We start from the raw sequence: 23,452 nt of genomic DNA, 5'->3' as shown, positions 1-23,452 counted from the left end.
CGTAACGCCGTTCGGCCCCGTTCGTCAGGTCTCGTCGATGACAGAACGCAGGAAGCTCTTTGTGCGTTCGTGTTCGGGTTCGTTGAAGAGCTGTTCGGGCGAGGCGTCCTCGATGATCCTGCCCTCGTTGAACATCAGGACCCGGTGCGAGACGTCGCGCGCGAACTTCATCGCGTGGGTCACGAGCAGCATCGTCACGTCGGTGGTCTTCGCGATGTCGCGCAGCACGTCGAGCACCTCGGCCGCGAGCTCGGGGTCGAGCGCCGAGGTGACCTCGTCGAGCAGCAGCACGTCCGGGTCGACGGCCAGCGCCCGCGCGATCGCCACGCGCTGCTGCTGTCCACCAGAGAGCTGCGACGGGTGCGCGTCGAGCTTGTCACCGAGGCCGACGAGCTCGAGCAGTTCCTTGCCCCTGGCCTCGGCCTCGTCCTTCGGCTTGCCGAGCACGTGGATCGGCGCCTCGGTGACGTTGCGCAGCACCTTCATGTTGGGGAACAGGTTGAAGTGCTGGAACACCATCGTGATCCGGCTGCGCACCTTGCGGATGTGCGCGTCGCTCGCCGGGACGAGCTGGTCACCGCGCTTCTCGTGGTAGAGGTAGTCGCCGTCGACGCCGATCGTGCCGCGGTCGGGCCGCGTCAGCGTCATCAGCATCCGCAGGATCGTGGTCTTGCCCGAGCCACTCGGCCCGATGAGCGTCACCCGCTCGCCCTCGCCGACCGAGAAGGACAGGTCGTCGAGCACCACGTTCTTGCCGAAGCTCTTGTGCACCCCGTCGAAGGTGATGAACTCACCGTTGGTGGTGGTCAAGGTCGTTCCTCTCTAGCAGTCTCAGACGCGGACCTGGCCGTAGCGGCGCTCGACGACACGAGCGACCCAGGCCATCAGCAGCGCGACGACGAGGTACACGAGTCCGGCGGCGGCGATCGGTTCGGAGTAGCGGAACGTCTCGGAACCGATGGCGATCGCACCGCCGAGCATCTCCACCACCGTGATCGCCAGCAGCTGCGGGGTGTCCTTGAACATCGCGATGACGTAGTTGCCGAGCGCGGGCACGACACGCGGGATCGCCTGGGGCAGGATCACGTTCGTCCACGTACGCCGCGTCGACAGGTTGAGCGCCGTCGCCGCCTCCCACTGTCCCGGCGGGACACCGTCGATGCCGGACCGGTACACCTCCGAGGTGTAGGTGGCGTAGTGCAGGCCGAGCGCGAACGCGCCGGTCGCCAGCGGCGAGGCACTGATTCCGATGAGCGGCAGCACGTAGAAGAAGAAAAAGAGCTGCACCAGCAACGGGGTCGAGCGGATGAACTCCACCAGGAACCCCACCGGCATGCTGACCCAGCGGTTGTCGCTGCGCCGCAGGAAGGCGAAGACGAGTCCGAGGACCAGCGCGATCACGTAGCCGATACCGGTGGCCGCGAGGGCGACGAGCAGCCCGTCGAGCATCGTGGGCATCGCGTCCCACACGCCGCTCCACTCGAAGTTCACGCCGCGACCTCCTTACGCCCGAACAGTCCCGACGGGACGGTGCGCCCGAGCGAGCGGGCCGCCATCCGTTCCAGCAGCTTCATGATCGCCGTGAAGAACAGCGCGATGACGCCGTAGCCGACGAGCAGACCGAAGAACACGAGCGCGGTCTCTCCCGTCGACGCGCGGATGAGCTGGGCCGAGAAGGTCAGGTCCGAGATGTAGACCAGCGACACGAGCGAGGTCGCCTTGAGTAGCTCGATCAGGTTGTTGGTGAACGGCGGGATCATCGCGACGACCGCCTGCGGCAGGACCACTTTGCGCAGCCGCTGCCACGGCGTGAAGTTCAGCGCGATCGCCGCCTCGATCTGCCCTGGCGGCACTGCTTTCACGGCGCCGCGCACGACCTCGGCCGCGTACGCGCCGATGTTCAGGGCGAGCGCGAGGATACCGGCGAACAGCGGGTTCAGCTGGTAGCCGAAGGTGGGGACGATGAAGATCAGCGCGAACAGCAGGACCAGCGAGGGAAACCCGCGGAAGATCTCCGTGTAGACCATCGCGATCCCGCGGACCCACGTGCGTTCGCTCGATCGCCCGAGCCCCGCGATGAACGCGAAGACCAGGCCGAGCAACGCACCGAAGACCGTGAGCAGGAGGGTGTTGCCCAATCCCTCCCAGACATAGGACATCAAGCCAGAAGACATCGACCGCTTCCCCTCAGCCCGCCGTACCCGTGCACAGCTGCTGTGCCGTGAGGTCGGTCATCTCGTCCCGCGAGAACCCGAACGGACGCACTGTCCTCAGCACCTCGCCGCTCTCCTTCATGGCGGCAAGCTCGCGGTTGAACTCGCGGACGATGGCGGTCTCGCCCTTGCGGAAACCGAAACCGCCCGCACCGTACTGCTTCTCGCCCTTGACCACCGGGATGAAGGTATCGCCGATCTCCAGCCCGGAACCGGGCCGTTCGCCGAGCGCGGACACCAGCGAGAGCCGGGTCAGCATGAGGCAGTCGGCGCGGCCAGCGCGCACGCCGTCGATCCCGGAGGACTGGTCGGGGAACACGATGATGCGGCCGTTCGGCACGCCCACATCAGCGGCGTAGCCCTGCTCGACCGAACCGGTCAGCACCCCGATCCGCGCCCGCTTCTGCACGACACTGTCCAGATCGGACAGACCGAGCGGGTTACCCCGCCGCAGCAGCAAGGCCGCGGGGGCGTTGTAGTCGGGGTTGGTGAACTCGATCTCGGCGCAGCGCTCGGGCGTGATGTACATCCCGGCGGCGATCACGTCGAACAGGCCCGCTTTGAGACCGGGGATGAGCGAGCTGAAGTCGGCGAGCTTCGGCTCGAACGAATCGATGCCGAGCCTGCGGAAAACGGCCTTGCCGATCTCCGGGGCCTCTCCGGTGAGGTTTCCCTCTGCGTCGATGAAGCCGAACGGGCGCTCGTTGGCGAAGCCCATCCGCACCGTGCCCGAGTCGCGTAGCCGATCGAGCAGGTTGCCGCCTTCACCTCCCGCCGCGACACTGATCGACGTGCATCCGCTGGCCAGCGCACCGCCGCCCACAGCGAGACCAAGGCTCACCCCGGTGGCACCACGCAGAAAACCGCGCCTGCTCAGGCTGGAGTTGTTCACGTACTCGTAGCTCCTGTCAGCCGACACCCGCGTCCGCGGTGGAACCGTAAGCGCGGACTCGATTGGACTCACCCTAGGCAATTCACCTGTTCGGGCGCAATCGGAACAGAAAATTTCCGGCGCCGACAACACCTTCGGATGGCCGGCAGGACACGACGACGTGCGGATTCAACACCGGCGACATGCACGTTAAATCGGCGAGTCGCGGTGTCGCGCTGCGGCGGGCGGTTCAGACCGCCCTGTCGATCACGGCGTGCAGGAACGAGCGCGTGCGCTCGTGCGCGGGCTGCGTGAAGAGTTGCTCCGGCGGCGCGTCCTCGATCACTTGGCCCTGGTCGAACATCATCACGCGGTCCGACACGTCCTGCGCGAACTGCATCTCGTGCGTCACGCACAGGAAAGTGATGTCCGTGGTGCGGGCGATCTCCTTGAGCACGGCCAGCACTCCGGCCACCAGTTCGGGGTCCAGCGCCGAGGTGACCTCGTCGAGCAGCAGCACCTGCGGCCGCATCGCGAGCGCCCTCGCGATCGCCACCCGCTGCTGCTGCCCGCCGGAGAGCTGCATGGGATGCGCGTCGATCTTGTCGGAAAGGCCCACCATCTCGAGCAGTTCGCGGGCGCGCTGCTCGGCCTCCGCTTTGGACAGCCCAAGCGCGCGGACCGGCGCCTCGGTGACGTTCTGCAGCACCTTCATGTTCGGGAACAGGTTGAACTGCTGGAAAACCATCCCGATGCGCTTGCGCTGGTTGCGCAGGTGCCGCTCGTCGGCCGGCACGAGCTTGCCGCCCCGTTCCATGTGGCTGAGGTACTCGCCGCCGACCTGGATCGTGCCGTCGTCCGCTGTCTCCAGCGTCATGAGCAGCCGCAGGATGGTCGTCTTGCCCGACCCGCTCGGGCCGATGAGCGTCACGAACTCACCCGGTTTGACGGAGAAGTCGAGCTCGCGGAGCACCACGTGGTCGCCGAACTTCTTGACCACCCGGTCGAATTGGATCATCACGTCCGACGAGGGACTGCTATACGGTTCCGACACGGCGCTCCAACTTTCTGACGAGGATCGAGGCCGGGTAGCTCACCAGGAGGAAGAACACGCCGGCCAGCGTGTACGGCTCAATGACCCGGAAGGTCTCCGCACCGGCTTCCTTGGCGCTGTTCAGCACGTCCACGACGCCGATGGCGAGCAGCAGCGGGGTCTCCTTGAACATCGAGATCGTGTAGTTGCCGAGCGCGGGCAGCACCCGGGGAACCGCCTGCGGCAGGATGACGCCCGTCCACACGCGACCGCGCGGGATGCTCAGCGCCCTCGCGGCCTCCCACTGTCCTTTCGGGATCGCCTCGATGCCCGCCCGGTACACCTCGGAGGTGTAGGTGGCGTAGTGGACGCCGAGCATGATCACGCCGGTGAGGAACGGTGACAGCTTCACCCCGATCGCGGGCTGCAGCAGGTAGTAGAACGCGAAAACCTGAATGAGCAGCGGGGTGCTGCGGATGAACTCCACGAACAGGTACACGAACTGGCTCAGCACCGGCACGCCCACCCTGCGGATCATGGCGAAAACGAGACCGAGCACGTAGGCCAGCAGCGCGCCGAGCACGGTCAGCTCGATGGTGACGAGTATGCCCTCCGCGAGCAGCGGCAGCGAGTCGATCGCGTACTCCCAGTCCCAGTCCATCACACACCCCCCGCCGTGGCCGAGGAAAAGACCTTGCTGCGCGGTGGCGGCTTGCGACCGAGCCTGCGGGCTCCCGCCCGCTCCAGAGCCCGCATCACAACGGTGATGATGATGGCGAGCAACAGGTAGATGATCAGCTCGACGGCGTAGATGACCGTCAGGTCACCCATCGGAAGCGCGGGCCGAAGCTCCTCGCCCTTCTGCGTGATCTCGTGAGCCGAGATGAAGTACAGCAGCGCGGTGCTCTTCAGCAGCTGGATGAACAGGTTGTTGAACGGCGGCAGCATCTCGACGACGGCCTGCGGCAGGATCACCCTTCTCATGCGGTCGAACGGGCCGAGGCTGAGCGCGACCGCCCCCTCGTACTGGGCCTTGGGCACCGACTGCACGGCGCCGCGCACGATCTCGGCGCCGTAGGCCCCGTGGTTGAGACCGAGCACGAGGATGCCCGCGAAGAGCGGGACGATCTGCAGCCCGACGAGTGCGGGCAGGACGAAGTACAGCCAGAACAGCTGCACCATCTCGGATGTGCCGCGGAACCCTTCGACGTAGATCCGGCTGATGACGCGCACCGTCCGCGACTTCGACAACAGCGCGAGCCCCGCGATGAACGCCAGCACGATCGTCAGCGCGATCCCGCCGAGCGTCGCCTGTATGGTGACCGGAACTCCCTCGAGGAGCGTGGAGATGATCCGGCCGAGGTTGTCGGACACGGCGCCTCCCGATTACGCGCCGCAGAGACTTTCGGTGGTGACGTCGGGCTTGGGCAGGTTCACCTCACCGAAGCCGAACGGCTCCACGATGCGAACCCACTCGCCACTGTCGTGCAGCTTCTTCAGCTGCTCGTTGAACGCGTCGCGGAGTGACTCGTCGCCCTGCCGGAAGACGAAGCCGCCCGCGGAGATCACCGGCTTGCCGTCCTCCTCGGGCTGGAAGCTCTCGGTGACCTCGACGGGCGCGTCGGGGTTCTGCTTGACCAGCCACTTCAGTGAGATGTCGGTCAGCGCGGCGCAGTACACGCGGTCGTCGATCACGGAGCGGAGCATGCTGTCCTGCGTGTCGAGCGTCGTGATGTTGTCCTCGGACACGCCCGCCGCGGTCGCGTAGCCCTTCTCGACCGCACCGGAGAGCACCGCGACCTTCACGTTCTTCTGTGCGAGGTCCTCGAAATTCTTGACCTGCTGGGGATTTCCCCTCGGGACGAGCAGTGCGGCGAGCGCGGTGTAGTCCGGTGTGGAGAACAACGCGGCGTTGCACCGCTCCGGTGTGATGAACATGCCCGCCGACACCACGTCGTACTGCCGGGCGTTCAACGCGGGGATCAGCTGGTCGAAGGTGACCACGCTGTTCTGCACGTTGCGGATGCCCATGGCGTTGAAGACGGCTCGGGCCACTTCCGGCGCCTCACCGGTTACCTTGCCCGAGGCGTCGGCGAAGCCGTAGGGCTGCTCGTTTGCGATGCCGATACGGATCATGCCGGAGTCACGCGCGCTCTGGAGCGTGTCGCCGTCGCCGGTGCCCGCGCAGGCGGACAACAAGGTCGGCCCCCCGATCGCCGCCGCTCCGATGACCGCCGAACGCCTGAAGAACTCTCTGCGGGTCCACTCGCTGTGCGCCATGACGGCACCTCATTTCGATTGACCTCGTCGTCAATCCCTATGCGAAGCCCGGTACGTGCTCGCGCACAGGGGCGTAGTCACCGAAAGTAGGTGCGCCGCCCGGCCTGGTCAAAGGATCGCAAAACTCTGACCACAGGCTGTTACCATAACGAGATCATGAGATTCGGCCCCTGACCGGATCGGCGGAGTCATTCGTCCGGCAGACCGCGAGCGTGCCTGATCACCGTCACGATTTCGGCCATGATCTCGGTCAGCGAGTAATCCTTGGGTGTGAACACCCGGGCGATGCCGCGCTCCCGCAGCAGGGCGGCGTCGTCGGCCGGGATGATGCCGCCGACGACCACCGGGATGTCCCCGGCACCCGCCGCCCGCAGCCCGTCGACGACCTCGGGCACCACCTCCAGGTGTGAGCCCGACAGCACCGAGAGCCCGACGACGTGGACGCCCTCCTGCACCGCCGCGGCGACGATCTGCTCCGGCGTGAGCCGGATGCCCTGGTAGACCACCTCGAACCCGGTGTCGCGGGCGCGCACGGCCACCTGCTCGGCGCCGTTGGAATGCCCGTCGAGACCCGGCTTGCCGACGAGGATGCGCAGTCGCTCGCCCAGCTCCTCGCTCGTCGCGCGCACGCTCGCCGCCACGCCGGCGATCTCCTCGGCACCCTCGCCGGGCGAGGACGCGGCCGACACCCCGGTGGGTGCCCGGTACTCGCCGAAGACCTCACGTAGTGCGCCCGCCCACTCACCGGTGGTCACCCCGGCCCGCGCGCACGCGAGGGACGCCTGGAACAGGTTGGCGGTGGTGCCCGCCTGCTCCTTCAACGTCTCCAGTGCCACCCGCACGGCCTCGTCGTCGCGGGTCTCCCGCCAGCGTTCGAGCGCGGCGATGGCCTGCTTCTCGGCCACGGGGTCGGCGGTCTCGATCGCTTTGGCGCCCTCGGCCTGCAACGGGCTCGGCTCGGTGGTCTCGAACCGGTTGACGCCGACGAGCACACGCTCGCCCGACTCGATCTTGCGCCGGTACTCGACGAGCGAGGACACGAGCTGCGACTTGAGGTATCCGCTCTCGACGGCCGCCACCGCGCCGCCCATGTCCTGCACCCGCGCGATCTCCTCGCGCGCACCGGCGACGATCTCCTCCACTTTGGACTCGATGACGTGCGAGCCGTCGAAGATGTCCTCGTACTCCAGCAGGTCCGTCTCGAACGCGAGCACCTGCTGCATGCGCAGCGCCCACTGCTGGTCCCACGGCCGGGGCAGCCCGAGCGCCTCGTTCCACGCCGGCAGCTGGATCGCCCGCGCCCGCGCGCCGCGCGAGAGCGACACCGCGAGCATCTCCAGCACGATGCGCTGGACGTTGTTCTCCGGCTGGGCCTCGGTGAGCCCGAGCGAGTTGACCTGCACGCCGTAGCGAAGGCGGCGGGCCTTCGCGTCGGTGACGCCGTAGCGCTCGCGCGTCAGCTCGTCCCACAGCGCGGCGAACGCGCGCATCTTGCACATCTCCTCGACGAACCGTACGCCCGCGTTGACGAAGAACGAGATGCGGCCGACGACCTTGGCCATGTCCTCCTGGCCGACCTGGCCGGAGTCGCGTACGGCGTCGAGCACGGCGATCGCGGTGCTGAGCGCGTAGGCCACCTCCTGCGTCGGCGTCGCGCCCGCCTCCTGCAGGTGGTAGCTGCAGATGTTGATCGGGTTCCACTTCGGGACGTTGTTCACGGTCCACGCGATCACGTCGGTGGTCAGCCGCAGGCTCGGCCCCGGCGGGAAGATGTAGGTGCCGCGGGAGAGGTACTCCTTGATCACGTCGTTCTGCGTCGTGCCCGTGAGCTCCGCCAGCACCTCCGTGGGGTCGTGGCCCTCGGCCTCGGCCTGCTCCTGCGCCACGGTGACGTACAACGCGAGCAGCCACATCGCGGGCGCGTTGATCGTCATCGACGTGTTGGCCTCGGCGAGCGGGATGCCGTCGAAGAGCCTGCGCATGTCGCCGATGTGGGCCACGGGCACGCCGACCTTGCCGACCTCGCCCCTGGAGAGCTTGTGGTCGGCGTCGTAACCGGTCTGCGTCGGCAGGTCGAAAGCGACGGAGAGGCCGGTCTGCCCCTTGGCGAGGTTGCGCCGGTACAGGTCGTTGGAGGCGGCGGCCGAGGAATGACCCGCGTACGTCCGCATCACCCACGGCCGGTCACGCTCGCGGTCGGTCGGGTACGGCACGCCGATGCACCTCCTCGGGACAGCTGATGGTTCAGCGTACTTGGGGGTAACCACCCCCGCGACGTGTAACGCACCACGTCGAGCGGGGTTGTGTTGCGCCGGCCGCTGTGACCGAAAACCGCGAGCCTCCACCCCGGAGGTGCCGATAGTGTGGGCATACGTGACATGGAGTTCGTACGCCAGCTATCTGGTCTTCGTGATCGTCGTGGTGCTGGCCCCCGGGCCCGACACGGTCGTGACGCTCAAGAACTCGTTCGCGGGCGGGTTCCGCGGCGGGCTGCTGGCTGCGTCCGGCATCGCCGTCGGCAACCTGCTTCAGGGCACGGCCGTGGCGTTCGGCCTCGGAGCCGTCATCGTGCAGTCGCAGCCGGTGTTCCACACCGTGCGCTGGCTCGGGGTCGCCTACCTCTGCTACCTCGGTGTCCAGGCGTTCCGCGCCGCCTGGCGCGGCGACTACGGCTCGCTGGACGAGCTGGGCTCGCGTTCGAGCGGGTTCCGCCGCTTCCGCGAGGGCTTCCTCTCGAACGTCACCAACCCCAAGGTGCTCGCGCTGTACCTGTCGGTGCTGCCGCAGTTCCTCGACCCCGTGCACAGCACGCCGTTCGACGCGCTGCTGCTCGCCTACACCGTCGCCGTGCTGGGCGGGCTGTGGCTGCTGCTCCTGCTGCTGTTCGTCAACCGGGTGCGGGGCTGGCTGTCGCGGCGCAGGGTGCGCAGGGCGCTTGACACCGTCACGGGCACCACCCTGTTCGGCTTCGGCGCCGCGCTGGCCGCCGAGGGTTAGGGACCAGACGAACGGCACTGGTTACGGCGGCCACCGCCGCACCCGCCATCAACTCCTACAACGCCACCCCAGCTCCCGAGCGCACCGAGGTGGGCGCGCTCGTGGTGACGTGGGACGACGACGGTGATCCCGCGACGCCCGAACGGTTCGACTGGGTGTGCTCCGGCACGATGGTCGACGCCGACACGTTCCTCACCGCCGCCCACTGCACCACCGGCTGGCCCGGGGGCGCGCGCTTCCACGTGTCGCTCGACCAGGACGTGCAGGGCGGCCTCGACGCCGCGGCCGAGCGGTTCCCCGGCGACCCGGCGGCCATCGCGGACGCGGTCGGCGTCGAGGGCGTCGCCCACAGCGAGCCCGGCTACCCCGGCAACTCGGCCGACTCGCACGACATCGCCGTGGTGGAGTTGCCTGCCGCCGGGGTGGCCGCTCGCTGGGAGTTCACACCGGCCACGCTGCCGGAGGAGGGCCAGCTCGACCGGCTGGGCCCTCGGGGGCTCGACGACACGGAGTTCGTGGTCGCCGGCTACGGCACGCAGGAGGCACGGCGAGGGCCGGGCGGGCACACCCACCCGGGCGGCGGGGTGCGGATGAAGGCACCGGAGTCGTTCGACGCGCTCAACAAGACCTGGGTCCGGCTCGCCATGACGGCGCCGCAGGGCAACGGCGGCGCCTGCTACGGCGACTCGGGCGGACCCAACTTCGCGCTGATCGGCGGCGAGCGGGTGCTGGTGTCCACCACGATCACCGGCGACGCGCCGTGCTACGCCACGAACGTCACCTACCGGCTCGACGCACCCACCGCGCGGGCGTTCCTCGCCCCGTTCGTGGCGCTGCCGTAACCGCTCAGGCCCGTTCCGGCTCGGTGGCGACGCGCTCGATGCGCGCCCCGAGCCGGTTCAGGTTCTCCACGAAGTGCGGGTAACCGCGGTCGATGTGGAAGACGTCCCAGACCTCGGTGACGCCGTCGGCGCACAGGCCGGCCAGCACGAGCCCGGCGCCCGCCCTGATGTCGGAGGCCCAGACCGGGGCGCTCGAGAGCTTCTCGACGCCCCTGACCACCGCGTGGTGGCCGTCGGTGCGCGCGTCCGCGCCCAGCCGCACCATCTCCTCGATGAACCGGAACCTCGCCTCGTAGACGTTCTCCGTGATCATCGACGTGCCCTCGGACACCGACGACAGCGCCACCGCGAACGGCTGGAGGTCCGTCGCGAAGCCCGGGTACGGCAGGGTGACGAAGTCCACCGAGCGGGGCCGCTCGGGCTGCACGATGCGGAAACCCTTGCCGTCGAACGTCGTGACGTCGGCGCCGGCCAGCCGCAGCTTCTCCAGCACCAGCTCCAGGTGGTGGGGGTTCACCCCGGTCACCGTCAGGTCACCCCGGGTCATCGCGGCCGCGAAGGCCCACGTAGCGCCGACGATGCGGTCGCCGATCACGCGGTGCTCGGTGGGGTGCAGCGACTCGACACCCTGGACGGTCAGCGTGGACGTGCCCGCGCCCTCGATCTTCGCGCCCATCTCGGTGAGCATCGTGCAGATGTCGACGATCTCCGGCTCGCGCGCGGCGTTGTCGATCACCGTGGTGCCTTCGGCGAGCACGGCGGCCATGAGGATGTTCTCGGTGGCGCCGACGCTCGGGAAGTCCAGCCAGATCTGGGCCCCGTGCAGGCCGTCGGCCTCGGCGACCACGCAGCCGTGCTCGATGGTGCTGGTGGCGCCGAGCTTGCGCAGGCCGTTCTGGTGCATGTCCAGCGGCCGGGAACCGATGGCGTCGCCGCCCGGCAGAGCGACGACGGCCTTCTTGAGCCTGCCGACGAGCGGGCCGAGCACGCAGACCGAGGCCCGCAGCTTGCCCATGGCGGGCGAGTCCGCGCGGTGCGAAAGCTCGGAGGGCGTCGTGATGTGCGCGGTGTCACCGTCGAGTTTGACCTCGCAGCCGACACTGCGCAGCACGTCGGCCATCAGCGGGACGTCCAGGATCTGCGGGCAGTTGGTGATGGTTGTCGTGCCCTCGGCGAGCAGTGCCGCCGCCATCAGCTTGAGCACGCTGTTCTTGGCGCCGACGACCTCGACCTCGCCGACCAACCGCGCGCCGCCATGCACGTCGAAGTGCTCGCTCATGGACGCCAATAATGCCCGCCGGGTCCGGCGGACTCGCGCAGGGGCACACCAACCGTTGAGCGCCATCACAATTCCGGCCCGAGCTGAAACGTCTCGGCAGGCGGCGGCGATGAGTCCCATCCCAGGTAAGGGAAATCCCGCCTAGACTCCGGGCATGCCCGTTCGGATCAATCGCGTGTACACCAAGGTCGGCGACACCGGCACGACCGCGCTCGGTGACGGCTCCCGAGTACCCAAAACGGACCCACGGCTCGGCGCCTACGCCGACGTGGACGAGACGAACTCGGTGGTCGGCGTCGCGATCGCGCTCGGTGGCCTCACCGAGGAGGTGGCGGACGTGCTGCGCTCCGTGCAGAACGACCTGTTCGACGTCGGAGCGGACCTGTGCGCGCCGATCGTGCCGGACCCGGAGTACCCGCCCCTGCGCATCACGGAGGCGTACGTGGAGCGGCTGGAGGGCTGGTGTGACGAGTTCAACGAACGGCTGGGAAAGCTGACGTCGTTCATCCTGCCGGGCGGCACGGCGGGGGCCGCGCTGCTGCACCAGGCGCGCACGGTCGCGCGCCGTGCGGAACGTTCGGGCTGGGCACTGGTGGAGGCCGATCCGGAGCGGACCAACCCGCTGGCGGTGAAGTACCTCAACCGCCTCTCGGACCTGCTGTTCATACTGGCCCGCCTGGCGAACCCGGACGGCGACGTCCTCTGGAAGCCCGGCGGCGACCGAACCTGACCCGCCGTCCCCCAAGGCCACCTTTGTTGCGCTCAACGCAACAAAGGTGGCCTTGGGGGCCGCTAGGTCGTGCGGGCGGATCAGCTACGCGGGATTCGGCGGCCCGGAGGGGCCGATTCGAGCCAGGAGAGGAAGCCCGTCAGCGCGCCGGGACCCATCGCGATCTCGATGGGCTCTTGCTCGTCGGACTCGCAGCGCAACACGGTCGAGCCCGCCGGCACGGCGTAGGACTCGGTGCCGATGGGCTCGCGCCGGTCGGCGATCTCGAGGTTGTCGCGGCGGAAGACACGGTCGGGGGCGATCCGCAGGCTCCACACGCGATACCAGACGAACTCCTCGCCCTGGTACCGGCCGATGCCGAGGTGCCAGCCCGAGCGTTCCCTGTCCGGTTGCCAGCGCAGCGCAACGCTCACGCCGCCGTGGCGGCGCATGCGCACCCAGCGCCACGCGTAGATGACGGCGACGGCGAGCAGCACGAGCAGGAGGGCGAGGACCACAAGGGCGATGTCCATGGCCGGCTCCCGCTCGTCGTCGCCGTTAGGCCGACTGGCCTGCCGCCCGGAGCCTCGCGGCCGCTCTGGCCCTCTCGGCCTCGTCCTCGGCGCCGAGCGCCTGCTTGGCCGCCTCGATGTCGATCTCCTCGCCGAGCTCGGCTGACTCCGCGAGAACGCTCACGGACTCGTGCGTGATCGACAGGAAGCCGCCGTGCACCGCGGCCGTGATCGTGTCACCGTCGGTGGTCGTCACCTTCACGATGCCGCCCTCGACCAGCTGGCCGAGCACCGGCTCGTGGCCGGGCATGACACCGATCTCGCCCTCGGTCGTCTGCGCGACGACGAACGAGGCGGTACCGGACCACAGACGACGCTCGACGGCCACCAGCTCGACGGACATCTCAGCCACGTAGGTCTCCTTCGAATCGCGCGTCCCACCAGTGTAATAGGCGCGCCGTCAGTCAAGGGTGTGAGTAAGCGAACGACGGGGCCACATCCACAATGGACCGGCCCCGTCGCTCACCAGGAGTCACTTACCGGTGATTTCCTTGTACTTCTTCTCGAGGTCGTCGAGACCACCGATGCCCAGGAACGCCTGCTCCGGGTAGTGGTCGAAATCGCCCTTCGCGATCTTGTCGAACGCCTCGACGGTCTCGGCCACCGGCACGGTCGAACCGGGCTGACCGGTGAACACCTCGGCGACCAGCATGTTCTGCGAGAGGAAGCGCTCGATGCGGCGGGCCCGCTGCACCGTCAGCTTGTCCTCTTCCGACAGCTCGTCCATACCGAGGATCGCGATGATGTCCTGCAGCTCCTTGTACTTCTGCAGGATCCGGATGACCTCGGAGGCCACGCGGTAGTGCTCGTCGCCGACGATAGCCGGGTCGAGAATCGTGGAGCTGGAGGCCAGCGGGTCCACCGCGGGGAAGATGCCCTTCTGGAACACCGACCGCGAGAGCTCCGTGGTGGCGTCCAGGTGCGCGAACGTGGTCGCGGGGGCCGGGTCGGTGTAGTCGTCCGCGGGCACGTAGATCGCCTGCATCGAGGTGATCGAACGGCCCTTGGTCGAGGTGATCCGCTCCTGCAGCACGCCCATCTCGTCGGCCAGCGTCGGCTGGTAACCCACGGCCGAAGGCATGCGGCCCAGCAGGGTCGACACCTCGGAACCGGCCTGGGTGAACCGGAAGATGTTGTCGATGAACAGCAGCACGTCCTGGTTCTGCACATCGCGGAAGTACTCCGCCATGGTCAGTGCCGACAGCGCGACGCGCATACGCGTGCCCGGCGGCTCGTCCATCTGGCCGAAGACGAGCGCGGTGTTGTTGATGACGCCGTCCTCGGACATCTCCAGGAACAGGTCGGTGCCCTCACGGGTGCGCTCGCCGACACCGGCGAACACCGAGGTGCCACCGAAGTTCTGGGCGACGCGAGTGATCATCTCCTTGATGAGCACCGTCTTGCCGACGCCCGCACCGCCGAACAGGCCGATCTTGCCACCCTGCACGTACGGGGTGAGCAGGTCGATCACCTTCAGGCCGGTCTCCAGGACCTGGGTCCGGCCTTCCAGCTGGTCGAACGCGGGCGGGTTCCGGTGGATGCTCCACCGCTCGAGGTCCGCGCCGTGGCCGGGCTTGTCGAGGCAGTCACCGAGGGCGTTGTAGACGTGGCCCTTGACCTCGTCGCCGACCGGGACGGAGATCGCGGAGCCGGTGTCGGTGACCTCCGCGCCACGGACGAGGCCGTCCTGCGGCTGCAGCGAGATCGTGCGCACCAGGTTGTCACCGAGGTGCTGCGCGACCTCGAGGGTCACGGTCTTCTGGAGCTCGGCGAACTCGATGTCCACCTTCAGCGCGTTGTTCAGCTCCGGGATGTGGCCGCGCGGGAACTCCACGTCGACGACCGGCCCGGTCACGGAGACGATGCGCCCCTTGATGGCAGCTTCAGTGCTAGTCATAGCTCAGTCATCACTTCCTACAGCGGCGAGCGCATCAGCTCCACCGACGATTTCGCTGATCTCCTGGGTGATCTGGGCCTGGCGGGCCTGGTTCGCCAGCCGGGTGTAGGTCTCCACGAGTTCGCTGGCGTTGTCCGACGCCGACTTCATGGCGTTGCGCTGCGCCGCGAGCTCGGAGGCCGCCGACTCCAGCAACGCCGCGAAGATCCGCGTGTTGATGTACTTCGGCAGCAGCGCGCCGAGCAGCGTCTCGGCGCTGGGCTCGAAGTCGTACGCGGGCAGAATGCCCTCGGCGGGCTGCTCATCGGTGTACTCGACCTCGAGCGGCGCCATGCGCTTGGCGACCGGCGTCTGGGTGAGCATCGAGCGGAACTCGGTGTAGACGATGTGCAGCTCGTCGACACCGAGCACGCCGTCCTCGCCCGGCGAGTCGCCCTGGTCGTCCGCGCCCGCGAGGAACGCCTTGACCAGTGCCTCGCCGACCTCGGCGGCGTTCTCGTACCTCGGCTGCTGCGAGAACCCCGTCCAGCTGCCCGCGATCTCGCGGCCACGGAACCGGTAGTAGTTCACGCCCTTGCCGCCGATGACGTACAGCTGCGGGTCCTTGCCCTGCTCACGCAGGAGCGACAGCAGCTCCTCGGTGGCTCGCAGCGCGTTGGCGTTGTAGCCGCCGCACAGCCCCTTGTCACTCGTCACGACGAGCACCGCGACCCTGCGGGGGTTCGGACGCTCGACGAGCAGCGGGTGGTCGAGGTTGGCCGCCGCGCCCGCCAGCGCCGAGAGCACGTTGGTGATCTCGCCGGCGTACGGGCGGGACGCCTCGACACGCGCCTGCGCCTTGCTGATGCGCGAGGTGGCGATGAGCTCCATCGCCTTGGTGATCTTGCCGATCGACTTGGTCGCCCGGATCTTCGACCGGAGCTCACGAAGCTGTGCCATGGCCTCCGCCCGTTACTTCTTCGGGGCCGGACGGTGGACCTTGACCGACTCCTGGCCGACCTTCTCGGCGTCCATCGCGTCGGCCTCCGCCTCGACGAGGGTGCGGCCCTCCGACGTGGTGAAGCCCTTCTTGAACTCGGCCACCGCGTTCACGACGCGTTCGGCGAGCTCGTCGGACCACTTACCCTTGTCGCGGATCTCGGCGAGGATGTCGTCGTGCTTGTGCCGCAGGTTCTGCAGCAGCTCGCTGTTGAACCGGGCGGTGTCCTCGATCGGCACCTCGTCGAAGTGGCCGTTCGTGCCGAGGAACACGGTGATGACCTGCTGCTCGACCGGCACCGGCGAGTACTGCGGCTGCTTGAGCAGCTCGTACAGCCGCGCACCACGGTCCAGCTGCGCCCGCGACGCGGCGTCGAGGTCGGAGGCGAAGGCGGCGAACGCCTTCAGCTCCTCGTACTGCGACAGGTCGATACGCAGCGAGCCGGAGACCGTCTTCATGGCCTTGATCTGCGCGTCACCACCGACTCGGGAGACCGAGGTGGTCACGTCGACCGCCGGCCGCTGACCGGAGTTGAACAGGTCCGACTGGAAGAAGCACTGGCCGTCGGTGATCGAGATGACGTTGGTGGGGATGTAGGCCGAGATGTCGTTGGCCTTGGTCTCGATGACGGGGAGGCCGGTCAGCGAGCCCGCACCCAGCTCGTCCGACAGCTTCGCGCAGCGCTCCAGCAGGCGGGAGTGCAAGTAGAAGACGTCGCCGGGGAACGCCTCGCGGCCCGGCGGGCGGCGCAGCAGCAGCGAGATCGCGCGGTAGGCCTCGGCCTGCTTGCTGAGGTCGTCGAAGACGATCAGGACGTGCTTGCCCTGGTACATCCAGTGCTGGCCGAGTGCGGAGCCCGAGTAGGGCGCGAGCCACTTGAAGCCGGCGGGGTCGGAGGCCGGGGCGGCGACGATCGTCGTGTACTCCAGCGCGCCCGCGTCCTCGAGGGACTTGCGCACCGCGGCGATCGTGGAGCCCTTCTGGCCGATGGCGACGTAGATGCAGCGGACCTGCTTGCTCGGGTCGCCGCTCTCCCAGTTGGACTTCTGGTTGATGATCGTGTCGACGCAGACCGCGGTCTTGCCGGTCTTGCGGTCGCCGATGATCAGCTGGCGCTGACCGCGGCCGATCGGGGTCATCGCATCGATCGCGGTGATACCGGTCTGCATCGGCTCGGACACCGGCTGGCGCTCCACCACACTCGCGGCCTGGAGCTCGAGGGCACGCGTCTCGTCCGCGGCGATCTCGCCGAGGCCGTCGATCGGGTTGCCGAGCGGGTCGATGACGCGGCCGAGGAAGTTCTCGCCGACGGGGACCGAGAGGATCCGGCCGGTCCGCTTGACCTCCTGGCCCTCTTCGATCTTCTCGAAGGCGCCGAGGAGCACGACACCGATCCGCCGCGGCTCCAGGTTCTGCGCGACGCCGAGGACACCGCCGGGGAACTCCAGCAGCTCGTTGGCCATGGTCGACGGCAGGCCTTCGACGTGGGCGACACCGTCACCGGTGTCGACGACGACGCCGACCTCTTCCCGGCTCACATCCGGGGAGTAACTCGAGACGTAGTTCTCGATCGCACTGCGGATCTCATCCGAGGAGATCGTCAGCTCCGCCATGTCGTTCCCGCTCTCACTTCGTTCTTGCCACTGTGCAAAGTATGTGTTATGTGGGCGCTCGCGTCAGCGGGCGAGCTGCCTGCGCAGTGCGTCAAGGCGCCCGGCCGCGCTTCCGTCGATCACCTCGTCGCCGATCCTGACCACGAGTCCGGCGCCGATTCTGCGATCCAGCTCCACGTGCAGTGCGATCGACCGCCCGTAGATCTGCCCGAGCTTCTCGGCAAGCTGCTCACGCTGCTCGCTGGACAGCTCCGTCGCGCTGGTCACGTAGGCCACCGAGCGTTCCCGCCTCTCGGCTGCCAGCCTGACCAGCTCGTCGATCCCGAAGGCGATGCTCCGGCCACGAGGCCGCGCCACGACCTGCTCGACCAGCACCCGGGTGACCGGGTCGACCTTGTCCGACGTGAGGTTGCGGACGAGAGTCCGCTTGCCCTCGACCGGCCCCACCCGGTCGGACAAGGTCCGCTCGAGCTCCGGCTCGCCCTCCACGATACGTGCGATCCGGAACAACTCGTCCTGGACGGTGTCCAGTTTGCCGGTTCGCTCGGCACTCTCCAGCAGCGCGGCCCGCCCGACGGACTCCAGGCCGTCGAGCAGCTCCCGAGGGCTGGACCAGCGGCTGCCCACCACGGCGTCGAGCACCTGGAGGGCGGGTTCCGACACCTTGCCCTGCAGCAAGGTCCTGACGAGCCGCTTACGGGCCTCGGGGTCCGACGAACCGTCACCGACGGCCCGCCGCAACCCGACCTCCCTGGCGAACACGTCCACCACGGAGAGCAGCTCTTCCCCGACGGCGGACGGGTCGTTGCCCGCGTCGCCGAGCACCTCGTCGAGACGGTTCTCGGCGAAGCCAAGAGCCTCCCGGCTCGCAGCATGCAGCGTCATCTACGACTACTCCTAGTTCCTGGCTCCGGCCGCACCGTTGCCGCTGGCCTCGAGCTCGGCCAGGAACCGGTCCACGGTGCCGCGACGGCGGGCCTCGTCCTCGAGCGCCTCACCGACGATGCGGCTTGCGAGCTCGATGGAGTTGCGGCCCAGCTCGGCCCGCAGCTCCGCGACGATCTGCGCCCGCTGCGCCTGCAGCTGGGCCTCGCCCTGCGCGACGATGCGACGGGCCTCTTCCTGGGCGTCTGCCCGCAGCTCTTCCTTGATCTGCTCGGCCTCGAGCCGCGCGTCGTCGCGGATCTTGGCGGCCTCGGTCCGCGCCTCGGCGAGCTGCGCCTTGTACTGCTCCAGCGCCTGCTCGGCCTCGGCCTGGGCCTTCTCCGCCTTCTCGATGCCGCCCTCGATCTTCGCGGTGCGCTCCTCGTACAGCTTCTCGAAGCGCGGCACCGCGAACTTGCGCAGCACCCACAGCAGCAGCAGGAACGCGACGAAGCCGAGGATGATCTCGGAGAGGTGCGGGACGACCGGGTTCGGCGCCCCTTCGGCCGCTAGGACCAGTTGGGTGTTCAGCACGGCTTCTCCCTAAAGCGATGAGCGGAAAGACTCAGCCACCGGAAGCGATGAAGTAGATGACGATGCCGAACAGCGCGAGCACCTCGACCAGGGCGAAGGTCGTCCAGGCGATACCCATGAGCTTGCCCTGGGCCTCGGGCTGGCGGGCCGTGCCGTTGATGACCGCGGACCAGATCAGACCCACACCGATACCGGGGCCTATGGCGCCAAGACCGTAACCGATGGCGGCGAGACCCGGGTTGATGTTGGACGCGGCCTCCGCGGCCTGGGCGAGAACAATGTTGCTCACTTGCGATTCCCTTTCGACTCGGTCCGCGACTACGCGGATCGGGGGGCTTGTGTTTGTTGCCGGCGTTACTTACTCAGTGTTCGGCGGCCAATGCGGCACCGATGTAGTTGGCAGAGAGCAGCGCGAAGATGTATGCCTGCAGCACCTGGATCAGTGCTTCCAGGAAGGTCAGGATGATCGCGAAGGCGAAGCTCACCACCGACACCGGCTTGAGCGCCGCACTCGCCTCGAGCAGCAGGTACTCACCGCCGAGCGTGAACACCAGCAGCAGCAGGTGACCCGCGAACATGGCGGCGAAGACTCGCAGCGCCAGCGTGATCGGGTTGATGAGGAACTTCTGCAGGAACTCGATCGGCGTCAGCAGCGGAAGGATGAAACCGGGGGCGCCCGCGGGCACCGTCTCCTTCTTGAGGTAGCCGACGAATCCGTGCCGCTTGAAGCCGACGTAGTGGTACACGGGGTAGACCACCAGCACCGACAGCGCGAGCGGGAAGCCGATGTGCGACATCACTGGGAACTGGATGACCGGGATGATCCCGAAGATGTTGTTCACCAGGATGAAGCTGAACAGCGCGAGGATGAGCGGCACGAACGGACGGAAGTCCTTGGCGCCGATCTGCTCCCGCGCGATGTTGTTGCGCCCGAAGTCGTAAATGGATTCGGCCGCGAACTGGAACCTGTTCGGCACGATCTTGAGGTTGCGCGTGGCGAGCAGGAAGAACGCACCCACGATGACTGCCGCCAGCACGGCGAGAACCATCGGCTTGGTAACGAAAGTTCCTTCGCCGAAGATAGGACCAAGGTTGAAGTCCTTCGCGCCCGGCGCGACGAACTCGTCGCCTTGGGCCAGTACCAGCGCGCCCAACTGGGCTCCTTCCGGTTCTCCCGGCCGGCGTTCACTCCGCCGGGGGAATCGTCACGATCGGGACTTAACGTACCCGATACAGATCGAGTACTCGGAAGCGGCTACCACGTTGCGTAGGACTCGACCGGGCCACCCGGAGCCCTGACGGACCACCACACCGGGGAGCACGATCGACGCCGCCTCCACGGCGCGGACGATACCAGTCGTCCGATTCACTCCGTACGCCCGTACTCCTTAACGGGACGAAGGTCCCGTCTCGTCGGGAGGTACGTCCCGACGAGACAGGGCGGCGAAGCCGGTTGGCCCCACGCCGCCGGCTGGGACCGCCACGCAGGCCACGTCGACAGGTCCTCTTTCCGGAATCAGGGGATGATGGTCGGGACCTTGGTCCGTTTGAACGCGACCATCTCGGCACCGGCCCAGACGAGGATCACGGCCATCATCGTGATGGCGAGCGAGAGAGTGTGCAGGGCGTCGACGCCGCGGAGCAGCGTCATCACGCCGAAGATCACCAGCATCTTGAAGACGTAGCCACCGAGCGCGACGGCCATCACGGCCATCGGGTCCATCGCGGCGGACTTCCGCATCATGAACAGGGTCGCCAGCGACGAGGCGAACGCGACGGCGCCACCGACGAGCGCGCCGAAGAGCCCGGCGGTGCCGATCCACACCAGGCCGACGACGGCACCGATCACGACGATGCCGACCGCAGGCCACAGCGCGGTGCGCAGCATGGCGTCGGCCAGCTTCGTCACCTGCTCGGCGTGCTTGTTCCGGGTCTCTGCCTGCTCAGTCATGGGGCTCCCTGCTGGTTTCGCGACCTCAGTCTAGGGACAACGGAGATGAGCGCGGCCACCACCAGCCCCGCACAGGTGATCCAGAACACAGCCGCGGTGTCGAAGAGCGTCACCGCGACCGCTCCGAACGCCAGCAGCCCCGCCCACAGGTAGATGAGGAGCACAGCCCTGCGCTGCGAGTGCCCGATCTCCAGAAGCCGGTGGTGCAGGTGCATCTTGTCGGCCGCGAACGGGCTCTCGCCACGCCGCGTCCTGCGGATGACGGCCATGACGAGATCCAGCAGCGGCAGGAACAACACGGCCGCGACGACGAACAGCGGCGAGAGCAACGCCACGACGTCGGTCGCGTCGAACGACGTGTAGTTGATCTTTCCTGACGCGGACGTGCTCGCCGCGGCGAGCATCAACCCGATCATCATCGAGCCGGAGTCGCCCATGAAGATCTTCGCGGGCTGGAAGTTGTGCGGCAGGAAGCCCAGACACGCGCCGGCGAGCGTCGCCGCGATGAGCGCGGGCGGGTACGTGCCGACATCGCCACCGGACGACGCGAGCAGGCCGAGCGAGAACGCGCACGTGGCCGCGGCCGCGATGAGGCCGAGCCCGCCGGCCAGCCCGTCGAGGCCGTCGACGAAGTTCATCGCGTTGACCATCACCACCACCAGCAGCACGGCCAGCAGGCCGCCCTGGTTGCGGTCGAGGATCAGTACCTGGCCGAGCGTCTCGCCGTCGCCGCCCCACGGCACCCAGAACGACACCCACTGCAGTCCGAACAGCACCAGGATGCCCGCGCACATGACCTGCCCGGCGAGCTTGGTCCACGCGTCGAGCTCGAACCTGTCGTCGAGCGCGCCGATCAGGACGATCACCGCGCCGCCGATCAGCACGGCCACCGGGTCGTAGGAGTAGTCGAACGCGCGGCGCAGCACCGGCAGCTGGTGGGCCATCGCCATCCCGCCGAGCACGCCGATGTACATCGCGAGCCCGCCCATCCTCGGGATGGGGATGACGTGGACATCGCGCTTGCGCGGAACGGCGACCGCGCCGACCTTGATCGCGAACCGGCGCACCACGGCGGTCAGCAGGAACGTCAGCGCCGCGGAGACGAGCCCGACGAGGATGTACTCGCGGATGGGGAGACCGGCTGAGACGGTGGGGGTCATCGGGTGTTCATCCCCTGCGGAAGAAGTGCTGCGGGGTCACAGCGCGCAACGCTATCGCTACCGGCCCCCGTCACGGGCGGGGGCCGACCTCGACGCCGAGAACCTCCGACACCGCCTCGGCCTTCACGGCCCCCTCCCGCAGCAGGACCGGCGATTCACCCGTGAGGTCCACGATCGTGGAGGGAACGGGGTCGCCGCTCGGACCGCCGTCGAGGTACACCGAGACCGACTCGCCGAGCTGGTCCTTCGCCTCCTGCGCCGTGGCCGCGGGTGGCTGGCCCGACACGTTCGCGCTCGACACCGCCATCGGCCCGACCTCGCGCAGCAGCTCGATCGCCACCGGGTGCAGCGGCATGCGCAGCATCACCGTGCCCCTGGTGGTGCCGAGATCCCAGTTCAGGCTCGGCGCGTGCGGCAGCACGATGGAAAGGTCACCTGGCCAGAAGGCCTCGATCAGCGCGCGGGCCTGCTGGGGAACCCCGAGCACCAGACCGTCCACTGTGGACCAGGAGCCGACGAGCACGCCCACCGGCATGTCCGGCCCCCGGTGCTTGGCCTGCAACAGCGAGCGCACGGCGCCCGCGTCGAACGCGTCGGCGCCGATGCCGTAGACGGTGTCGGTGGGCAGGACCACGAGCCTGCTCGACCGCACCGCGGAGGCCGCCGCGCGCAGGCCGTCGGCCCTGGTGTCCGGGTTGCTGCAGTCGTACACCGCGCTCATGGCCCGTGAGCTTAGCCCCGTAGCGCTGTGACGAATCGCGGACGTCCGCTGAGGTCCGGATGGTCCCGTACGTCCTTGAGCACGCGGCGCGCGCGCAGCAGCGCGGGCACCGCGGCGCCGTGGGTGTCGTCATGCTCGATCGCCACGCCCCCGCCTGGCCGCAGCAGCCGCGCGGCCGTGGCGACCACGTGCCGGATCACGTCGATCCCGCCCTCGGCCGCGAACACGGCTTGCGGCGGGTCGTGGTCGGCGACCTCCGGCGGCACCGGAGTGCCCTCGGGCACGTAGGGCGGGTTGCACAGCACCAGGTCCACGAGCCCGTCCAGCTCGGCGAACACGGTGGGGTCGGTGACGTCACCGGAGTAGAGCCGGATCGGCGTGTCCCCCGCCGCGGCCCGCGCGTCGGCGTTGTGGCGCGCCCACGCGAGTGCGTTGGTGTCGTTGTCGACGGCGTACACCACGGCGTCGGGCCTCGCGTTCGCCACGGCGAGGGCCAGCGCGCCCGAGCCGGTGCACAGGTCGACCACCACCGGATACTCCCTGCCCTTGAGCAGCTTGAGGCCCCATTCGAGGAGCAGCTCGGTCTCCGGGCGCGGTACGAACACGCCGCTGCCGACCGACACGGTGATGTCCCCCAGCGCGGCCCAGCCGGTGAGGTGCTGCAGCGGAACCCGCTTGGCGCGCTGGCTCACGAGCTGCCCGATGGCCTCCACGACCGAGGGGTCCACCAGCGGCACGAGGGGCAGCCGCCCCCGCTCCACGCCGAGCACATGCGCGGCGATGAGCTCGGCATCGGTCCTCGGGGAGGCGACGCCTGCCTGGTCGAGGATGCGGGTCGCCTCCAGGATCGCGAGGCGCAGCGGCTGTCTGTTCACGG

26 protein-coding genes are annotated in these 23,452 nt (G+C 68.3%); 3 read left to right on the top strand and 23 right to left on the bottom strand.

Annotated features, from left to right (window positions below; all coding sequences use genetic code 11):
* Positions 1–24: 24 nt before the first annotated feature.
* From ehuA (DI005_RS25195) to DI005_RS25155, 9 genes are all read right to left on the bottom strand, one after another.
* Positions 25–810, bottom strand: a complete 786-nt coding sequence (ehuA, locus tag DI005_RS25195; RefSeq protein ID WP_112271183.1) for an ectoine/hydroxyectoine ABC transporter ATP-binding protein EhuA — start codon at positions 808–810, stop codon at positions 25–27.
* Positions 811–831: 21 nt separating this feature from the next.
* On the bottom strand, positions 832–1,491 hold the full coding sequence (ehuD, locus tag DI005_RS25190) for an ectoine/hydroxyectoine ABC transporter permease subunit EhuD (RefSeq protein ID WP_112271181.1): 660 nt from the start codon (positions 1,489–1,491) through the stop codon (positions 832–834).
* Positions 1,488–2,174 (bottom strand): ectoine/hydroxyectoine ABC transporter permease subunit EhuC, encoded by a 687-nt coding sequence (gene ehuC / locus DI005_RS25185; protein ID WP_112271179.1) that lies wholly within the window; start codon positions 2,172–2,174, stop codon positions 1,488–1,490. The genes ehuD (DI005_RS25190) and ehuC (DI005_RS25185) overlap by 4 nt, the downstream gene beginning before the upstream one ends.
* Before the next feature lie 13 nt (positions 2,175–2,187).
* Positions 2,188–3,105: an ectoine/hydroxyectoine ABC transporter substrate-binding protein EhuB gene (gene ehuB, locus DI005_RS25180; RefSeq protein WP_228714122.1), complete on the bottom strand. Its 918-nt coding sequence runs from the start codon at positions 3,103–3,105 to the stop codon at positions 2,188–2,190.
* 229 nt (positions 3,106–3,334) lie between these two features.
* A complete protein-coding gene (gene ehuA / locus DI005_RS25175; protein WP_112271178.1) occupies positions 3,335–4,102 on the bottom strand; it encodes an ectoine/hydroxyectoine ABC transporter ATP-binding protein EhuA in 768 nt (255 codons plus the stop codon).
* 19 nt (positions 4,103–4,121) lie between these two features.
* Complete coding sequence (gene ehuD / locus DI005_RS25170) at positions 4,122–4,778, bottom strand: ectoine/hydroxyectoine ABC transporter permease subunit EhuD (RefSeq protein WP_112271176.1); 657 nt, start codon at positions 4,776–4,778, stop codon at positions 4,122–4,124.
* Entirely contained in the window at positions 4,778–5,491 is a 714-nt protein-coding gene (ehuC, locus tag DI005_RS25165) for an ectoine/hydroxyectoine ABC transporter permease subunit EhuC (protein ID WP_112271174.1), read from the bottom strand. Before ehuC (DI005_RS25165) ends, ehuD (DI005_RS25170) begins: the two co-directional genes overlap by 1 nt.
* Positions 5,492–5,503: 12 nt before the next feature.
* Complete coding sequence (gene ehuB / locus DI005_RS25160; RefSeq protein ID WP_112271172.1) at positions 5,504–6,397, bottom strand: ectoine/hydroxyectoine ABC transporter substrate-binding protein EhuB; 894 nt, start codon at positions 6,395–6,397, stop codon at positions 5,504–5,506.
* A gap of 188 nt (positions 6,398–6,585) precedes the next feature.
* Positions 6,586–8,610: a protein meaA gene (locus DI005_RS25155; RefSeq protein WP_113643805.1), complete on the bottom strand. Its 2,025-nt coding sequence runs from the start codon at positions 8,608–8,610 to the stop codon at positions 6,586–6,588.
* Between the two features lie 160 nt (positions 8,611–8,770).
* On the opposite strand from DI005_RS25155, the gene DI005_RS25150 reads away from it, so the two are divergent.
* Entirely contained in the window at positions 8,771–9,394 is a 624-nt protein-coding gene (locus DI005_RS25150; protein ID WP_113643846.1) for a LysE family translocator, read from the top strand.
* Positions 9,395–9,495: 101 nt separating this feature from the next.
* Complete coding sequence (locus DI005_RS25145) at positions 9,496–10,236, top strand: trypsin-like serine protease (protein WP_228714121.1); 741 nt, start codon at positions 9,496–9,498, stop codon at positions 10,234–10,236.
* 4 nt (positions 10,237–10,240) lie between these two features.
* Here DI005_RS25145 and murA read toward each other — a convergent pair whose 3' ends face one another.
* On the bottom strand, positions 10,241–11,515 hold the full coding sequence (gene murA, locus DI005_RS25140) for a UDP-N-acetylglucosamine 1-carboxyvinyltransferase (RefSeq protein WP_112271166.1): 1,275 nt from the start codon (positions 11,513–11,515) through the stop codon (positions 10,241–10,243).
* Between the two features lie 154 nt (positions 11,516–11,669).
* Here murA and DI005_RS25135 point away from each other — a divergent pair, with 154 nt between their 5' ends.
* Positions 11,670–12,245 (top strand): cob(I)yrinic acid a,c-diamide adenosyltransferase, encoded by a 576-nt coding sequence (locus DI005_RS25135; protein WP_113643801.1) that lies wholly within the window; start codon positions 11,670–11,672, stop codon positions 12,243–12,245.
* An 80-nt stretch (positions 12,246–12,325) separates the two neighbouring features.
* On the opposite strand, the gene DI005_RS25130 is transcribed toward DI005_RS25135, so the two are convergent.
* The 13 genes from DI005_RS25130 to prmC form a co-directional block, all read right to left on the bottom strand.
* Positions 12,326–12,757, bottom strand: coding sequence for a DUF2550 domain-containing protein (locus tag DI005_RS25130; RefSeq protein WP_112271162.1), 432 nt, complete (start codon positions 12,755–12,757; stop codon positions 12,326–12,328).
* Between the two features lie 25 nt (positions 12,758–12,782).
* Positions 12,783–13,148: a F0F1 ATP synthase subunit epsilon gene (locus tag DI005_RS25125; protein WP_112271160.1), complete on the bottom strand. Its 366-nt coding sequence runs from the start codon at positions 13,146–13,148 to the stop codon at positions 12,783–12,785.
* 120 nt (positions 13,149–13,268) lie between these two features.
* Positions 13,269–14,693, bottom strand: coding sequence for a F0F1 ATP synthase subunit beta (atpD, locus tag DI005_RS25120; protein ID WP_112271158.1), 1,425 nt, complete (start codon positions 14,691–14,693; stop codon positions 13,269–13,271).
* Positions 14,694–14,696: 3 nt separating this feature from the next.
* Entirely contained in the window at positions 14,697–15,632 is a 936-nt protein-coding gene (locus DI005_RS25115) for a F0F1 ATP synthase subunit gamma (RefSeq protein ID WP_112271156.1), read from the bottom strand.
* Positions 15,633–15,644: 12 nt separating this feature from the next.
* Complete coding sequence (gene atpA, locus DI005_RS25110) at positions 15,645–17,285, bottom strand: F0F1 ATP synthase subunit alpha (RefSeq protein WP_113643799.1); 1,641 nt, start codon at positions 17,283–17,285, stop codon at positions 15,645–15,647.
* A gap of 63 nt (positions 17,286–17,348) precedes the next feature.
* Complete coding sequence (locus DI005_RS25105; protein ID WP_113643797.1) at positions 17,349–18,170, bottom strand: F0F1 ATP synthase subunit delta; 822 nt, start codon at positions 18,168–18,170, stop codon at positions 17,349–17,351.
* 12 nt (positions 18,171–18,182) lie between these two features.
* Positions 18,183–18,743, bottom strand: coding sequence for a F0F1 ATP synthase subunit B (locus tag DI005_RS25100; RefSeq protein WP_112271150.1), 561 nt, complete (start codon positions 18,741–18,743; stop codon positions 18,183–18,185).
* 31 nt (positions 18,744–18,774) lie between these two features.
* Positions 18,775–19,032, bottom strand: coding sequence for an ATP F0F1 synthase subunit C (locus DI005_RS25095; protein WP_110337835.1), 258 nt, complete (start codon positions 19,030–19,032; stop codon positions 18,775–18,777).
* Positions 19,033–19,105: 73 nt separating this feature from the next.
* Complete coding sequence (gene atpB, locus DI005_RS25090) at positions 19,106–19,897, bottom strand: F0F1 ATP synthase subunit A (RefSeq protein WP_113643795.1); 792 nt, start codon at positions 19,895–19,897, stop codon at positions 19,106–19,108.
* 362 nt (positions 19,898–20,259) lie between these two features.
* Positions 20,260–20,694 carry a hypothetical protein gene (locus DI005_RS25085; RefSeq protein WP_113643793.1) on the bottom strand — a complete coding sequence of 145 codons (435 nt, stop codon included), beginning with the start codon at positions 20,692–20,694 and terminating at the stop codon, positions 20,260–20,262.
* Positions 20,691–21,854, bottom strand: coding sequence for a glycosyltransferase family 4 protein (locus tag DI005_RS25080; RefSeq protein WP_112271144.1), 1,164 nt, complete (start codon positions 21,852–21,854; stop codon positions 20,691–20,693). Before DI005_RS25080 ends, DI005_RS25085 begins: the two co-directional genes overlap by 4 nt.
* A 70-nt stretch (positions 21,855–21,924) precedes the next feature.
* Positions 21,925–22,575 (bottom strand): L-threonylcarbamoyladenylate synthase, encoded by a 651-nt coding sequence (locus tag DI005_RS25075; protein WP_112271142.1) that lies wholly within the window; start codon positions 22,573–22,575, stop codon positions 21,925–21,927.
* Between the two features lie 11 nt (positions 22,576–22,586).
* A complete protein-coding gene (gene prmC / locus DI005_RS25070; RefSeq protein WP_112271140.1) occupies positions 22,587–23,450 on the bottom strand; it encodes a peptide chain release factor N(5)-glutamine methyltransferase in 864 nt (287 codons plus the stop codon).
* Between the last annotated feature and the right edge of the window lie 2 nt (positions 23,451–23,452).

Origin of the sequence: Prauserella sp. PE36, from assembly GCF_003311655.1 — a bacterium.
In the GTDB taxonomy this organism is placed as follows: domain Bacteria; phylum Actinomycetota; class Actinomycetes; order Mycobacteriales; family Pseudonocardiaceae; genus Prauserella_A; species Prauserella_A endophytica.
Note: the sequence above shows the minus strand (reverse complement) of the source record. Positions and strands in the feature narration are given on the sequence as shown.

Coding starts and splice junctions, on each gene's coding strand:
- ehuC (WP_112271179.1), bottom strand. CDS start 2,174: ATGTCTTCTGGCTTGATGTCCTATGTCTGGGAGGGATTGGGCAACACC.
- ehuA (WP_112271178.1), bottom strand. CDS start 4,102: ATGATCCAATTCGACCGGGTGGTCAAGAAGTTCGGCGACCACGTGGTG.
- ehuD (WP_112271176.1), bottom strand. CDS start 4,778: ATGGACTGGGACTGGGAGTACGCGATCGACTCGCTGCCGCTGCTCGCG.
- ehuB (WP_112271172.1), bottom strand. CDS start 6,397: ATGGCGCACAGCGAGTGGACCCGCAGAGAGTTCTTCAGGCGTTCGGCG.
- murA (WP_112271166.1), bottom strand. CDS start 11,515: ATGAGCGAGCACTTCGACGTGCATGGCGGCGCGCGGTTGGTCGGCGAG.
- DI005_RS25135 (WP_113643801.1), top strand. CDS start 11,670: ATGCCCGTTCGGATCAATCGCGTGTACACCAAGGTCGGCGACACCGGC.
- DI005_RS25130 (WP_112271162.1), bottom strand. CDS start 12,757: ATGGACATCGCCCTTGTGGTCCTCGCCCTCCTGCTCGTGCTGCTCGCC.
- atpD (WP_112271158.1), bottom strand. CDS start 14,693: ATGACTAGCACTGAAGCTGCCATCAAGGGGCGCATCGTCTCCGTGACC.
- DI005_RS25115 (WP_112271156.1), bottom strand. CDS start 15,632: ATGGCACAGCTTCGTGAGCTCCGGTCGAAGATCCGGGCGACCAAGTCG.
- atpA (WP_113643799.1), bottom strand. CDS start 17,285: ATGGCGGAGCTGACGATCTCCTCGGATGAGATCCGCAGTGCGATCGAG.
- DI005_RS25105 (WP_113643797.1), bottom strand. CDS start 18,170: ATGACGCTGCATGCTGCGAGCCGGGAGGCTCTTGGCTTCGCCGAGAAC.
- DI005_RS25085 (WP_113643793.1), bottom strand. CDS start 20,694: ATGACTGAGCAGGCAGAGACCCGGAACAAGCACGCCGAGCAGGTGACG.
- DI005_RS25080 (WP_112271144.1), bottom strand. CDS start 21,854: ATGACCCCCACCGTCTCAGCCGGTCTCCCCATCCGCGAGTACATCCTC.
- DI005_RS25075 (WP_112271142.1), bottom strand. CDS start 22,575: ATGAGCGCGGTGTACGACTGCAGCAACCCGGACACCAGGGCCGACGGC.